The organism is Chloroflexus sp. (assembly GCF_049970315.1).
Lineage (GTDB): Bacteria > Chloroflexota > Chloroflexia > Chloroflexales > Chloroflexaceae > Chloroflexus.
The window spans coordinates 107,508-122,349 of the sequence record NZ_JBMFNE010000010.1; the positions used below are offsets into that span (position 1 = coordinate 107,508).

The 14,842-nt window shown below is 54.9% G+C and carries 11 protein-coding genes; 1 reads left to right on the top strand and 10 read right to left on the bottom strand.

Translation table 11 applies throughout. The features are described 5' to 3' along the window. Positions 1-24: 24 nt before the first annotated feature. Positions 25-4,083, bottom strand: coding sequence for a response regulator (locus tag ACP5OT_RS09110; protein ID WP_428131954.1), 4,059 nt, complete (start codon positions 4,081-4,083; stop codon positions 25-27). A 63-nt stretch (positions 4,084-4,146) separates the two neighbouring features. Next, positions 4,147-4,644 carry a flavin reductase family protein gene (locus tag ACP5OT_RS09115; protein ID WP_428111287.1) on the bottom strand — a complete coding sequence of 166 codons (498 nt, stop codon included), beginning with the start codon at positions 4,642-4,644 and terminating at the stop codon, positions 4,147-4,149. Positions 4,645-4,809: 165 nt separating this feature from the next. Here ACP5OT_RS09115 and ACP5OT_RS09120 point away from each other — a divergent pair, with 165 nt between their 5' ends. Next, complete coding sequence (locus ACP5OT_RS09120; protein ID WP_424674515.1) at positions 4,810-5,265, top strand: hypothetical protein; 456 nt, start codon at positions 4,810-4,812, stop codon at positions 5,263-5,265. Here ACP5OT_RS09120 and ACP5OT_RS09125 read toward each other — a convergent pair. From ACP5OT_RS09125 to ACP5OT_RS09160, 8 genes are all read right to left on the bottom strand, one after another. Further along, positions 5,228-5,608, bottom strand: coding sequence for a hypothetical protein (locus tag ACP5OT_RS09125; RefSeq protein WP_424674516.1), 381 nt, complete (start codon positions 5,606-5,608; stop codon positions 5,228-5,230). The genes ACP5OT_RS09120 and ACP5OT_RS09125 overlap by 38 nt on opposite strands. Continuing rightward, the gene (locus ACP5OT_RS09130) at positions 5,605-5,892 is read right to left on the bottom strand and encodes a YhbY family RNA-binding protein (RefSeq protein WP_424674525.1); all 288 of its coding nucleotides are present in this window, start codon (positions 5,890-5,892) and stop codon (positions 5,605-5,607) included. The genes ACP5OT_RS09125 and ACP5OT_RS09130 overlap by 4 nt, the downstream gene beginning before the upstream one ends. Then, the gene (locus tag ACP5OT_RS09135) at positions 5,892-6,677 is read right to left on the bottom strand and encodes a dolichyl-phosphate beta-glucosyltransferase (protein WP_424674517.1); all 786 of its coding nucleotides are present in this window, start codon (positions 6,675-6,677) and stop codon (positions 5,892-5,894) included. The genes ACP5OT_RS09130 and ACP5OT_RS09135 overlap by 1 nt, the downstream gene beginning before the upstream one ends. Continuing rightward, complete coding sequence (locus ACP5OT_RS09140) at positions 6,674-7,630, bottom strand: glycosyltransferase family 2 protein (protein ID WP_424674526.1); 957 nt, start codon at positions 7,628-7,630, stop codon at positions 6,674-6,676. The genes ACP5OT_RS09135 and ACP5OT_RS09140 overlap by 4 nt, the downstream gene beginning before the upstream one ends. A gap of 2 nt (positions 7,631-7,632) precedes the next feature. After that, positions 7,633-8,481 carry a dTDP-4-dehydrorhamnose reductase gene (rfbD, locus tag ACP5OT_RS09145; protein WP_424674518.1) on the bottom strand — a complete coding sequence of 283 codons (849 nt, stop codon included), beginning with the start codon at positions 8,479-8,481 and terminating at the stop codon, positions 7,633-7,635. A 60-nt stretch (positions 8,482-8,541) separates the two neighbouring features. Continuing rightward, a complete protein-coding gene (locus tag ACP5OT_RS09150; RefSeq protein ID WP_424674519.1) occupies positions 8,542-10,044 on the bottom strand; it encodes an ATP-binding response regulator in 1,503 nt (500 codons plus the stop codon). 62 nt (positions 10,045-10,106) lie between these two features. Then, entirely contained in the window at positions 10,107-10,532 is a 426-nt protein-coding gene (locus tag ACP5OT_RS09155) for a hypothetical protein (RefSeq protein WP_424674520.1), read from the bottom strand. Positions 10,533-10,953: 421 nt separating this feature from the next. Then, on the bottom strand, positions 10,954-14,842 hold a 3,889-nt coding region (locus ACP5OT_RS09160; RefSeq protein ID WP_428131957.1), incomplete at its 5' end, for an SdrD B-like domain-containing protein.

Consider the following 14,842-nt stretch of genomic DNA (forward strand, 5'->3'; position numbering starts at 1 on the left):
TGCAGCTTACCCGATGAAACGGAATTATCTGGCATGTGGCGAGTGAGTCAGCAATCGTTCGATTTGTTGAGCCAACCGACGTAAACTAATCGGCTTGGTGAGATAGTCAGTTGCACCGGCCAGCAAACACTGTTCACGATCACCCAGCATCGCTAGTGCCGTTACCGCAATGATCGGCGTAGTCGCATACACTGCCTGCGCCCGTAACTGACGGATGACCTCTAAGCCATCAAGTTCAGGCATCTGGATATCCATAATGATGAGATTCGGTTGCCACTCTGCTGCCATCTGTAACGCTTCACGTCCGTTCCGCGCCACACACACCTCGTAACCACAAGCTTGCAGATATTCACTCAAGACCATGAGATTCATCTCATTGTCTTCAGCAACCAGCACTCGCGCACCGTTACCCTTTCCTACTACCGGCTCAGCGGGTAAGACAGCCGAAAACGAGATTTGGCTCAATGCTTGCTTTAGCATCGCCCGATTGATCGGCTTGACGAGATACGCCGCAGCGCCTGCACTAAAACCTCGCTCCGGTTCATCAACTACCGAGACAAGGATCACGGGAATGCGGCGTAGCTCTGGATCACGTTGCAGATCGGCGAGAATCTCCCAGCCGGAGCGATCTGACATCTCGACACTGAGCACAATTAAATCAGGATGCACGGCTGCTACTTGCTCAACCGCACCATTACCATACAACCACACCACCGGCTGAATGTTTTGATCGGCGAGGTAGCGGGCTAGTTGTTCGGCAACGACGGCTGAACTTTCAATAATCAGTGCCGATCGCACCGGCGGTAATGGATCATTTGCCGCAGTATTCGATACCGCATACTGGAGTGGTTGGTAAGGTAACGTGACGGTAAATACGCTACCTGATCCCGGCGTGCTGGTAACACTCACACTACCGCCGTGAAGATCGGCCAGCCGCCTCACTAACGCCAACCCCAAGCCCGTCCCTTCGTGTTGTCGGGTGAGACTGCTGTCAAGCTGCACAAACGGCTGAAATAGTCGTGGCAACTGGTCAGGTGCAATCCCAATTCCTGTATCACTGACTGCAAACGCAATCGTTCCTTGCGCCGTATCGGTAGTCACCCGTAACTCGATCGAACCACCTTCCGATGTGAACTTAACGGCGTTGCTCAACAGATTGACCAATATCTGCTTCAAACGACGCGGATCGGCGAGGAAACGGGTATGCGGAACATCGATGACACAATGCAGCCGAATCTGTTTCTTGGCCGCTTGTTCTTTAATTAAAACTAAACTGGACTCACACACATCACTGACCGCAACCACCTCTTTGACCAGCTCCATCCGTCCTGCCTCAATCTTTGCCACATCGAGCACATCGTTGATGAGCGTTAATAGATGACGACCACTCGTTTCAATCAATTGGATTGATGCCCGTTGCCGTTCGTTGAGCGGACCGCGCAATTCTTCCAGCAAGCTCTCACTCAGGGTAAGGATGGTGTTGAGTGGCGTGCGTAACTCGTGGCTCATATTAGCGAGAAATTCATCTTTGACCCGCACCGACCGGGCCAGTTCAGCATTGGCCCGACTAAGTTCGGCAGTACGTTCCGCGACACGCTGCGCCAACAAATCACGCTCGGCTTGCAACTGCAATTCGGCAACTCGCCAGGCAGTGATGTCGCGCATCAGCACAATCGCTTCATCACCGGTCGGGATGGCTTTGACCCGCGCCTCGAAGAAGCGTTCTTGACCTGAAAAGAGCATCTCATACGCCACCGTTTGTAGTTCGCCGCTGGCAAAAGCGGCTATCAATGCCGAGTGAAGCTGGCTAATCACTTCTGAACTCAGCACATCGCTCAAGTCTTCCAACGTCTGGTTCAGAATTTCTGCCGGTGGTTTGAGCAAACTGTTCGTATTGCTGGCCGCAACATCGATAATCCGTCCTTCCCGGTTGAGGCGAAATACGATATCGGGTAACGTACTAACGATCAAGTGATTCCGTTGTTCGCTCGCCCGTAGTTGAGCTTCTTGCCGCCCAACGACAATGGCAAAGGCAATATCCTGCACCAGTTCCCTCAGCAACTTAACTTCCGCTGTATCAAAAAATCCCGGCTGAGCGGCATACAAACTGAGCGTGGCATATACTTCACCATCAACCACTATTGGAAAACTCGCCAATGCACGATACCCTAAACGTAACGCCGACTCACGCCATATCGCTACCCGCCGATCGTTAGCAACATCGTTGACAATGATCGCCTGCTTGAGGAGCAATGCTTGCGCTGTGGGACAGGGATTATCTTCGGTTAACGCAATATCGAGTTGGGCAAGATAATCATCTGCCTTACCGGCAACTGCAACCGGCTCAAGACGGTTATTCGTCGTATTCCGTAACCCTACCCACGCCATCCGAAAACCACCCTGTTTCACGGCAATTTGGCAGACTGCCTGAAAGATACGCAGTGGTTCACGTTCGCGAATAATCATTTGGTTGATGGCACTAAGCAGGGCGTAGGTCCGCGTGAGCCGACGCTGGCGAACTTCGTGACGCTGGCGCACACCAACGAAGAGAAAAAAGATCGCTACACTACCTACCGCCAACACACTACGCCGTATGGCATCCCCATCTAACCAACGCTGTGGATAGGTCGGTCCGGGACGGACCGCAACTTGCCATACGCGACCATAACGTGATAGTTCGTGAATAATGATTGCCTCACGCACATAGCTCACCGGGTCGGGTACTGTATCGACCTGCGTTGTCGCTAACGAATGAAAGGCGAGGGGACGAGGTGGCACTGCACTTGCATCAATCAGAAGGATGTCGAAATCGGGGGCAGCGATAGGTTGTAGCGCCTGTTTGAGCAGCTCTGCCGGTGATACGAGCATCAAGACCACACCTTGAATCCGTTGCCGTCGCTCCTCCACGGTTTGCGGAGGTGGGCCAGACGTATAAACCGGCATGATCAAGAGCACAGCCGGCGATTCGACATCGGTCGCATAGGGCTGAATCAGCCCTGTCATCACCACTTGTCCACTATCACGTGCCTGGTACAACGCATCGCGTCGGTATGGCTCCATAGCCATATCCATCCCCAACAATGCACGACGAGTCGCGAATGGTTCAACGTAGATCAGCGGGTAATATTCATCGCGGACTGCGGTTGGTGGCCCCGTAACACCCGGTTCGCGAATTACAAAGTCGGGTATCCCACGCTCCTGCTGATCATACTCAAAGTTTAACCGCTCGGCCTGTCGTACCCGACGCACCCATCCCACCGACTGCACCGCCGGTAGTTGTTCGAGGATCATGCGCCCAAAAACACTAAACTCGTGCTGTTCTACAAACTGTGACGCATAAAAGAATGCACTCAGGCTCTGCATCGCCTGTTCGTAGCGGAGCAAACGATCATCAATAACGCTCACTATTTCGTCTGCTTCGGACTGCACCTTTGTTGCGTAACGCTGCTGTGCATCGCGCCAAACGAGCTGGAGGGTAAGCAATAACAACGCTAGCAGTAGACTACTTACCGGCCACAGCCACGGCTCACGTATTGGTTTTCGTCGCCAATAGGTAACAGCCAAAACCACCCAAGGTGCGACCAACCAAACGCCGGTCAGGAGATTGAGCCACCATTGGAGAGCAGCGATCCACAGATCGGATACCACCACCACATCTAGGGCAGTTAGTACCGTTAACCATAACACCGGCACCGGTAGTACAGCCAGCGCCAGCAATCCGCACGTATGCAACCCCCAGCGCAACGAAGCGGGTGGCAGTGAACGACCAAATCGGCACACTAACCAACCGGCCAACCACGCCTGCCCTACGGCGCTGAAGGCAAACAGCATCGTCACGGTGATCAGGAGGTACGGCTCAAGGCCTAGTTGCCAACATACGACGCTCCATCCGACGAGCATCCCAAAGAGGACCGGCCAAAGCGCCCGGTTCCCAAAGGCCAATACGCCACCGATTGACAACCCGGTAGCAAACCACACTAATAGGGTATCAGAGCGCACCAACGCAAGCTGTACGTCTAGCCAGATGAGTACAGCATATACAAGGCTGAAACCAAACAGATAGCGCTGGTACAACCGGCCCATAGGTAAAACTCCGGTAGGAAGGCAAAAAAGCCTTCTCTACTACCAGAGTGTATCGTAGCACAGCTAATCGGCTGCTGCCAATGTTGGCGACGGCTCTGCTAGTTGACGGTATGAACCGGCAAAATAGAGCAATGGCTCTCCTTCGGGGGCACGTCTGAGCGCAACGACCTGACCAAGAACGATTACATGATCACCACCATCAAGAATCCGATCACGTCGGCATACAAGTGTGGCCAGACTATCGTGCAACACCGGCGCCCCGGCTAGTTCGGTAAATAGGATTTCGAGATCGGGCTGTAGACGCCCGGCAAAATGACGTGCTATCGCTTCCTGATCGGTCCGCAGAATATTGACGGCAAAGTGCGTTGCTGCACTAATCACCGGAGCCATCCGTGCCTTACGGTCAACGCAAACCAACAAGAGTAGTGGCTCGAGGGAAACCGATGTCAAGGAATTAGCCGTCATCCCCCGCACCTGTTTACCATCATCTGCCGTAATAACGGTGACACCGGTGGCAAAGAGACCGATCGTTGCTCGATACTCTCGTGGATCAATCGTCATAGAATAGCTCTACCCATTTCAAAATATCTTCCTTATGGAAGTATACGCCAATTCGGTGTCAGCGTAAAATAGTGAAAGTCCCAGTTGTCTCTTTATAGGCTCTGTGCTATGCTGTACTGAACGGGCTACTGTCGTAAGATCGGTTTGTGTAGAACAGGTGCCACTATGACCATCACCGACCGCATGCTGACCGGTGCCATCGCCAACAACCCCGGCAACTACCATGGCGATGGCGAATGGCGCTACTCAATCACCCAGCGCACCCTCTACTTCAGTAAAGCCACCGCGCCCGATCCACGCGATCAGGAGCCATTCTTCTCGCTCCCATCACTCAATCCTGACGGATCGGGGCGAATGGAACGAGCATTTCGCCAGTTCATTCGCCGGCGTTGGCCACCGAGCCGTTGCGCGGAGATCGAGAAGTTCGCGGAACGGAAGGGATGGCATTTGGCTATGGAACTCAAATATGGTGGTGGTGCGCTTGAAGATCACGAAGCGGCAGAATGGCAATATGTGGTAAACCGCGAATTGCAGCGACTAGCCGCAGAAGTCCGCGCTCGCATTGCCGAACTCGAAGCACAGGCTAACCAACCTGACCCGACACCTGCATCTGGCGAGTAAACGTCCACCCAAGCCAGCGGTAGACCAACGTCGCCGTAATCGTGTAAGCCTCGCCGATGTGTGCTATGCCGATCAATGGCACCTCGGCTTCCAACGCTTCACCATCAACGGTCACACTCCCTGTGGCGCCACCGGTGAATTGCAAATCAAAAATGACATTCACCGGTCGGCCGCCTGCACTATATCCCCAACTGAGCATTGCATACACCGGCCCGATTCCGCTGAGACTCGTGATCCGTGGATTGCGCAGTCGTGCCGGAATAAGCGCCCCCCGCACCGTCATAATAGTGACGACCGACCAAAACGAGAGCCAAAACCCGCGTTGTAAGGCTTTCGTATTCATAGCACAATCTTCCTCTGTGCCGGGTCGCTATGCTGACGATAGAGAATGGCAGTATGACCAATCGTTGCCACCAATTCAGCACCTGTTGTCGCGACAATCGCCTCTAACAACGGCTCTTTCAGATCTTTGTAATCAAGAAAGCGCATCTTGATCAATTCGTGAGCGTCGAGTTCTTGTTCAATCTTCGAGAGCACATTTTCAGTCAGTCCATGCTTACCGATCATAACCGTCACCGGCAACGGATGGGCGAGCCGACGTAAATACGCACGTTGAGCGGGTTTCATCACGGTGCAACCTCCTCGACCGGGGCTGAAGTCGTATCGTAACGTCCACAAAGATCGTTGAGGCGTACTCGCAGCACATCGCGCAGATTACGCCACGAATCGCGTAATGGGTTCACCTTTGTTTCGGCGCCATAGCGCCAAATAACCGGAATCTCAGCAATCGAATAGCCACGCCGTCGGGCAAGAAACAGCAATTCTACATCGTAGGCGGTGACGGCCGGACCACGGACCACCGGGGCATCATCGCCGTAAATGCGCATCCGTTTAAAGAGATCACAGGCTACGTCACGACGCAATGCCTTGAAGCCGCATTGGGTATCGTTAATCCCACGTAGGGCAAGCATCTGGATGATCCAGTTAAACACTCGGCCCATTACGTGACGATACCACGGTTCACCTTCACGCGATGCACCGAGACCTTCACGCGAGCCAATTGCGATCGGATAACCGGCCTCAATTGCAGCCCGCAACCGCGACCATTCTTCAATCGGTACTGCCAGATCAGCATCGCAGAGTAAAATAATCGAACCCCGCGCGGTTAAAGCACCGGCCCGTACCGCAAAACCTTTTCCCCGATGCTCGCAGCGTAACACGGTCACGCCGGGAGTTGTCGCTGCGATCTCAGCAGTCCGATCGTCGCTTCCATCATCAACAACGATCACCTCGGCGGTATACGGTTCGTGGGCGAGAAACGCCATGATGGTTGCGAGGGTAGATGGTAGGCGTCGCTCCTCGTTGTAGGCAGGAATAACAATCGATAGGAATGGGGCATCAATGGTCGTCATGGGAATCTCGCATAGCTAGAGCGATCTACCGCGGCAATGAACGTGGCTGTTTCGTGGACCTTAGCAGCGCGACGGGCAAGAAAGCGGGGTAACGCACGTAAACCGTCAAACTGACCGCGCAAACGTGCCCGTGCAGCCGGTTCGCGAATATGGCGCAGACTGTGGAGGGCAAACCGCAGTTGGGAAAGAAGCAAAGCTGGCCAATAGCGACGGGCCAACGGAGTGGGCATATTCTTTACCCACACCAACGGCATGTTGCGGCCACAATAATAACTTGCCAAGACGCCACCACCACTCGCACTCAGCCGATGATACACCACCGCTGTCGGCACAAAAATCGTGCGCAACCCCCTTCGTCGCGCACGCAAGTTCAGATCAACGTCTTCGCAGTACATCACCAGTTCTTCGTCGAATACATACCCATCTGTGGCAAGCAACTCCAAAGCGCTTCGCCGATACGCCGCTGCGCCGGCACACGGCCCAAACACTTCGACAAATACATCGTATTGACCACGATCAACTTCCCACACACCGCGATTACCTGGCTCACCGTTCAATCGGTAAAAATCACCGGCTGAATGGAGTACGTGACGCCGATCAAACAATCGCAACTTCGAGGCGGCAAAAGCAAACTGCGGCCAACGTTCGAGCGCACCGATCAACGCTGCCAACCATTGTGGATCGGCCTCTGTGTCATTGTTGAGCAGTACCACAAACGGCCGATCCGTCTGCGCCAAAGCGACATTGACGGCAGCCGCAAAACCGCGATTCTGGGGCAACTGCACCACTTGCACTTCAGGATAACGGGACCGGATCAGTGCGACCGAGTCATCGGTGCTCGCGTCATCAACCACCGTTACCTGAAAATCACGCCGTGTCTGCGCCCGCAACGAGTCGAGGCACGTCGGTAATAACTCACGTCCGTTGTAATTAGGAATGATGACATCGATCATGGTCATACGTGCGCAGACCGCAGACGCTCCAGATAATCGGCAACGGCCTCCTGCCACGGACGGAAGGTAATCCCGAGTGCAGCCCCGGCGATATTCGCCAACGGTGTGTAGGGTGGCGGGGTACTATCGCGCTGAAAATCACGTAACCGGATCGGTAGCAGCGGCATATCAATCCTCGCTTGGCGCAAGATCTCGGCGGCAAACTCATAGCGCGAACATATCCCGTCGTTGACAAAATGATACGTTCCATAATAATCGGTCGTAATCAAGCGCGCCAAACCTGCCGCTACATCGCCGGCATAGGTCGGACTGCCGATCTCGTCAGCAACCATACGGAGTACGCCGTTTGGCGGATTAGCGGCTAAGCGTAACACCGTTCGCACAAAATTACGTTCACCACCGAACAACCACGCAACCCGCACGATAAAGTGGCGCGCCACGAGAAAACGAACTTCCTGTTCACCGGCCAATTTGCTCTGCCCATAGGGATTGATCGGTCCGGTGGGGTCATCTTCATAGTATGGACGATGGCTCGTACCGGCAAACACCTCATTGGTGCTGATATAGACCATCGCTGCATCAATTCGACGGCAACCGAGCGCCACATAGCGCGTACCCAACCCGTTTACCCGATAGGCTAGTAGGGGATCACGAGCACAGCCGTCAACATTGGTATAGGCAGCAGCGTGGATAACAACCTCTGCCCGCGTGTTCGCGATCTGATCAACCGTGGCCGGGTTGGACAACTCGAGTTGATCGTGACCCAACGCGACAACATCGTGATGACCGGCGAGCGTTGCGATCAATGCACGCCCCAACTGACCATTTGCTCCGGTAATCGCAATTCGCACGCTCCGACTCCTTCTTCGCACATACCTAAAGCAACAGGGTAGCAGAAGAGCCGGATAGCGTCAACTCGAAGGTAGCGTTGGCACTGGAGAGACATTGCTTTGTTCACCTTCAGCAAAGGGGAAACGCAATTCGATACAGAGGCCAGGCTGGTCGACCCGGTTCCAGACCCAATAGCTGCCACCAAACGCCAGTGCAATACGTGCAACTTGGGCCAATCCTAGCCCCATTCCCTCAACTTGACCGGTAAAACTGCGCTCAACTTGATAGTACGGCTGCCAAATCTTGCGCAGTTGCTCAGGTGGTAGATGGATACCATCATCACAAAACAATAACCGCACCTGATCATGGTCTGGATTGGTCGTGACCCGTATCATAATGACCGGATGACGTTGGGGATGGAACTTGATAGCATTGTCGCATAACTCATATAAAATCTGTTCCAGACTACGGCGCGAAATGCGTAACCGCCGTGTATCAAGTTCCGGATCAAGGCTGAGGTTTACACTTCGGATGTGCAAATCTTGACTAATCGTAGCGATCATATTGGGAAGATCGAATACAGTGCAGGTATCAAAATGGTATGCATCGCTTGGACTATCAATGTAGCGCAGAATATCATTGATTTCACTTTCCAGTCGGTGCGCACCACTAAGGGCAATCGCGGCAATATTACGCGCCATTGAGCGGTCAATTTGCTCGATATTGTCATGTAAAATATTCAATCCTCCAATAATACTCACTAATGGCGTGCGCAACTTGTGCGAGATAGCCGTGTGAAAGGTCCACATATCACGTTCCGTTGTAACTTCTCTAGTTATGTCTCGGAATGTCACCACAATTTGATCATCAGACGGATGGATGATCGCCGTTTCGACACTCAACCACTGTTCAGGGCTATGTAACGTCTCAGGATGCATGAGAAAGCGTTGGATATCGACCGGCAATGGCCACCGTTCCCACGCTTCTGGTGGGATCAATCGATAACGCTGCGCAACCAATTCGCGCAACGATTGCGACGATTGCTCGTTAGGGGCAAGACCGAGATAGGAACGGGCACAGGCATTGACATAGACAATCCGGTCATCGCGATCAACAATGAGGTAGGGGCTATCAGAATTCTCAATCACCCACTCAAACCGTGCTCGTTCGGCATTCACCCGAGCTTGTTCTTGCAACAGACGGCGATAGCGGTTGAGGCGAAGAATGGTCGTGATCCGAGCTTGCATCTCGCCGAGATCAAACGGCTTGGCGATGAACTCATCAGCACCGACTTCAAACCCGCGGATCTTCGCTTCACGGTCGTGTAATGCGGTAATCATCACAATCGGAATCTGCGCAAGTATGGGGTCTTCGCGTAATGTCCGACACACCTCAAACCCGCTCATATCGGGCAGCATAACGTCTAGCAAGATGAGATCGGGCTTGTATTGTCTTGCCAAATGCAGTGCCTCGTCACCACGCTGCACGACCAGCAGGCGAAGGCTAAGAGGGGCGACTATTGCAGTGAGCAGATCGTGAATCTGCTCATCATCATCAACTATGAGGATTGTATTTTGCTCCATGGTTATATCCTACCATGGAGTGATTACCATGCGTGTGACAAAATTGTTGCCTTATGCAAACTTCAAATCGGCTCTAACCCACTACGGGTTGTACGAACGATACTCAGCAATTCGTCATCGCTGAGTGGGCAACCGTTCTGCTCCCACCATTGCCGGTACCACGTTAAATTAGCGGTAAAGGCTCGGATTACCTCGTCCCGGGTGAGTGGCGGTACTTTGCGTCGAAGGGCTTCACGTGCCTCTTGCCGATCACTTTCAGTCAGGTCAGGGAGTGATTCGAGGATCCGGTCGGCCCGCAAGAGGAATAATTCGCGCTCAATTGTCGGAAACTCATCACCGATTTGGCGAATGTTGCCGAGGTACGCAATCGTGCGCTGGCGCGGTTGTCCGCGCTCGTCACGATAACTCTCGACGAGATATGCATCGTGAAAGTTGGTATTAGCTATTTCGGTATTTTTATGCCTTCTCACCACCCAACGGATATACATAACACCAACTCCTGCTCTGGCTGTAGGCAGATATGCAATTCTTGATTTGTTCGGTACCTATCTCGTTGTCTCGTGTAAACCGTACAACTACTCTCATTGAGCGTGGTGTTTGCTCACACCTTCCCAACCGTTCTTGTGGAGTTTTATCGAGGTTTGATCTTGTTTGCCTATTATAACATATTCAGCCGATTTTGGCATGTATTTTTGCTTAAAAATCAAAAAATTGTCTGAAAAACCCTTTTTGTAGCACGAGCAGATCACGCAAACAAGACGAGCAACGAACCATTGAGCCGCTCAGGTTCGATCCCCGACTCGCTCATCATCACCAATTCAACTCACGCTCATGCACAAATAACCGGTGACCGTGCCTCACGCAATTGTGAGGATCGGTCACCGGTTTGGTCACTGTTCCGGTCTATGCTTAACGCAAGATCACCGGTATCAATAGGCGATAGATGGATTGGAGCACTGGGCTATGGAGGGCAAACTCGTTACGCCCACCGCCAGCCTCGATTTCAACCAGCCAGTAGTGATAGCTCACGTCAGGCCGGGCCGTGCGGTCGAACCACTGATAGCTTTCACCACCGCCTGCACTACCTCGTGCCGGAATTGGTGTCGTGAAGAGTTGCACTGCATCTGCCCGATTGTCACTCGTACTGCGCAGGATCACGAAGCCGAGCGTATCCCGCTCGCTACCGGTTACCCAGCGCAGCAACACTCCGTTGTTCTGGCGCTCGGCGGTGAAGCTGAGCAACGTAATCGCTGTCGGCGGCACCGGCTGGTGGATACCTGCCCACCAACTGAGATCGGTTGCACTGTAACCGAGCGTAAAGATTGCTGTGCGCTGCGTGTTCGGATCGACATCGCTATCCTGTCCCCTGTCACCGCCTTGCATTGGTGGGCTAAAGACCCAGCCACCCGGTAGTTCAAACTCCAGATAGTAGCTTCCCGGCGGTAAATTGGTAAACAGGTAGCGACCATTACTATCGGTCACGACGGTATCAACCAGGGTACCATCAGCCCGATACAGCCTGACCGTAACTCCGCTGACACCCTCCTCACCACTCTCAGCAATGCCATTGGCATTGCGGTCGTGCCAGACTCGATTACCCAACGTCGCCGGTTTGTACAATCCGGCATCCCACGTTAGATCGGTGGTGCCACTCGTGAGAGAGAAGGTGGTGGTGGCACCAGTGACCGGATCGATGTCCGAATCGGTGTTGTCATTACTGCCCCGATTCGCTGCCGTGATCACATAACCGGTCAGTGGCGTCACCGTGATCGTGTACGTACCCGGCTGCACGTTGTCGAACCGGTAGAACCCACCGCCGCCGGTGGTCGTGGTCAGGTTGACCGCTACGCCGGCACCGGTTGTCCCATTCAATGTCACGGTCACGCCATCAATCCCCAGCTCGCCGGTATCTTGCACCCCGTTCCCGTTCACGTCCTCCCAGACAAAGTTGCCCACGCTAGCCGGTTGGTAGAGACCGGCGTCCCACGTCAGTGCAACATCACCGCCGAGAATGGTGAAACTATCGGTTGTCCCGCTCGGATTGAGGTCTGAATCGGTGCTGTCATCACCACCTCGATTTTTTGCCGAGATTACATACCCATCTGGCGGCATCACCGTGATTGTGTACGTGCCCGGCTGCACGTTGTCAAACCGGTAGGTGCCGTTCGCATCGGTAACGATGGTTCGATCAACCGTGTTCCCATCAATGTCGGTACCGGTTAGCCGCACGGTCACGCCTGTAATCCCCGGCTCGCCAGCATCTTGCACCCCGTTCCCGTTAGTATCCAGCCACACCCGATCACCCACACTGGCCGGCAAGAGCAGACCGGCGTCCCAATCCCAAGCGATCGTATCCTCGAGCGAGAAGACGGCGGTCATGCCGGTGACCGGATCAGCATCCGAGTCAACCGTGTCATCAGCGCCTTGATCGGCAGCGGTGAAGCGCGCCCCCGTTGGCAATTCACTAAAGACCAGATAGTAGTCGCCCGGCAGCAGATCAGTAAACTCGTAGAAGCCATTGCCATCGGTGAACTGCGTCCTTACCTCCATATCGTCAGCCGTGCCGGCAATGCCGTCAGTGCCAACGTAGTAGAGGGTAACTCGCACATTCGCCACTCCCGGCTCTTCGGCGTCTTGCCGGCCATCACCATTGCGGTCACTCCAAACCGTATCACCCACCACCGCCGGCCGGAAGATGCCGAAGTCGATGGTCAGATTGCTGTCGCTCCCGTCGCCATCAACGGCCGTATCCGGCTCGCTGTCAGGCCGCAGCTCGATCAAGCTGCTGACGATGTTGAAGTCCGAGTCGGCATCCGCCTGTCGCGTACCGTTATCGTCGTTATCGCGATCGGTGTTGGTATCAGGCGCCGGCTCATATGGCCCAGCCGCTAGCGAGAAGTCGCCAGTGCTGCTGCGATAGCCATACCAGAAGCCGTCGATGCCGAATTGCCGTCCCGGCAAGACCACGAAGTAGTTGCCTTGCGGCAAGCCGGCAAAGCGGTAATTGCCATTGCTATCAGTCCACGTTGTACCCACTTGTAGATCATCCGCATCCCACGTCCCGTTGCCGTTGCTGTCACGGTAGAGCCGGACTTGCACCCCGCTCGCACCGCTCTCGCCGCTATCCACCACACCGTTATTGTTGGTATCGACCCAGACCAGATTACCGAGGCTCAACAACGGATACAGACCGGCATCGCGCGACAGATCGCTCTGGCCGCTGGTGAGTGCAAAGACATCGGTGGCACCGCCGCTCGTGATGACATCACTATCAGCGGTATCATCGCTGCCTTGATCAGCCGGGCTGAAGGTCAATCCAGCCGGAATATCGCTAAAGGTCAGCCGGTAGCTACCCGGCGGCAGGTTATCAAAGAGGTACTCACCGTTACTGCCGGTGGTCATGGTTCGGCTGATATCATCCGCCGTGCCAAACACGCCATCCGGCCCGGCCCCGGTCAGAGTGACGGTCACACCGCTGATACCGGTTTCGCTGGCATCTTGCACGCCGTCGCCGTTCACATCGCGCCAGACGAAGTTGCCCACGCTAGCCGGTTGGTAGAGACCGGCGTCCCACGTCAAGTCTTCCTCACCCGACACCAACTCTGTCGCGCTCATCGCGCCACTCGTCGGGTCAGCGTCCGAATCCACCGCATCATCCGCACCCTGATTGGCCGCCGTGAACTCGTACCCGCTCGGTCGGCTTACCGTCACTGTGTACGTCCCCGGAGCAAGGTTGTCGAACCGATAGAAGCCACCGCTACTCGTGGTCGTGGTCAGGTTGACCGCTACGCCGGCACCGGTTGTCCCATTCAATGTCACGGTCACGCCATCAATCCCCAGCTCGCCAGTATCGTGCACGCCGTTGCCGTTCACGTCCTCCCAGACCAGATTGCCGACGCTGGCCGGCCGATACAGACCGGCGTCCCACGTCAGGTCTTCCTCACCCGACACCAGTACCGTCGCGCTCATCGCGCCAGTGGTCGGATCGGCGTCCGAATCCACCGCATCATCCGCACCCTGATTGGCCGCCGTGAACTCGTACCCGCTCGGTCGGCTTACCGTCACTGTGTACGTGCCCGGAACGAGGTTGTCGAACCGGTAAAAGCCACCGCTACTCGTGGTCGTGGTCAGGTTGAACGTCACCCCTGCGCCAGTTGTGCCGTTTAACGTCACCGTCACCCCGTCAATCCCCGGCTCGCTGGTGTCTTGTACACCGTTGCCGTTCGTGTCTTCCCAGACCAGATTGCCGAGACTGGCCGTGCCGAATAGACCGGCGTCCCACGTCTGATCGGTCTGACCGCTAACCAACGTGAAGGTTGTCGTGCGTCCGGTGCTCGAGTTGGCATCGGAGTCGGTTGCATCGTTCCCCTGATTGGCCGCGGTGAACCCATCGCCAACTGCTAAACCACTGAAGGTCAGGTAGTAGCCGCCGGGTGGCAAACCACTGAAGAGATATTCACCGCCAATACCGGTATGACCACTTGTCACTGTGCGGCTTATGTCGTCGGCAGTACCGAACACGCCATCCGGACCGGCACCGGTCAATGTCACCGTGATCCCATCTACTCCTTGCTCACCAGTGTCTTGCTGACCATTACCATTCGTATCGCGCCAGACGAAATCACCCACGCTAGCCGGTTGGTAGAGACCGGCGTCCCACGTCAAGTCTTCCTCGCCCGACACCAACACGGTTGCGCTCATCGCGCCACTGGTCGGGTCGGCGTCCGAATCCACCGCATCATCCGCACCCTGATTGGCCGCCGTGAACTCGTACCCGCTCGGTCGGCTCACTGTCACC

Coding starts and splice junctions, on each gene's coding strand:
- ACP5OT_RS09120 (WP_424674515.1), top strand. CDS start 4,810: ATGACCATCACCGACCGCATGCTGACCGGTGCCATCGCCAACAACCCC.
- ACP5OT_RS09155 (WP_424674520.1), bottom strand. CDS start 10,532: ATGTATATCCGTTGGGTGGTGAGAAGGCATAAAAATACCGAAATAGCT.
- ACP5OT_RS09115 (WP_428111287.1), bottom strand. CDS start 4,644: ATGACGATTGATCCACGAGAGTATCGAGCAACGATCGGTCTCTTTGCC.
- ACP5OT_RS09140 (WP_424674526.1), bottom strand. CDS start 7,630: ATGATCGATGTCATCATTCCTAATTACAACGGACGTGAGTTATTACCG.
- ACP5OT_RS09150 (WP_424674519.1), bottom strand. CDS start 10,044: ATGGAGCAAAATACAATCCTCATAGTTGATGATGATGAGCAGATTCAC.
- ACP5OT_RS09130 (WP_424674525.1), bottom strand. CDS start 5,892: ATGAAACCCGCTCAACGTGCGTATTTACGTCGGCTCGCCCATCCGTTG.
- ACP5OT_RS09135 (WP_424674517.1), bottom strand. CDS start 6,677: ATGACGACCATTGATGCCCCATTCCTATCGATTGTTATTCCTGCCTAC.
- ACP5OT_RS09125 (WP_424674516.1), bottom strand. CDS start 5,608: ATGAATACGAAAGCCTTACAACGCGGGTTTTGGCTCTCGTTTTGGTCG.
- ACP5OT_RS09110 (WP_428131954.1), bottom strand. CDS start 4,083: ATGGGCCGGTTGTACCAGCGCTATCTGTTTGGTTTCAGCCTTGTATAT.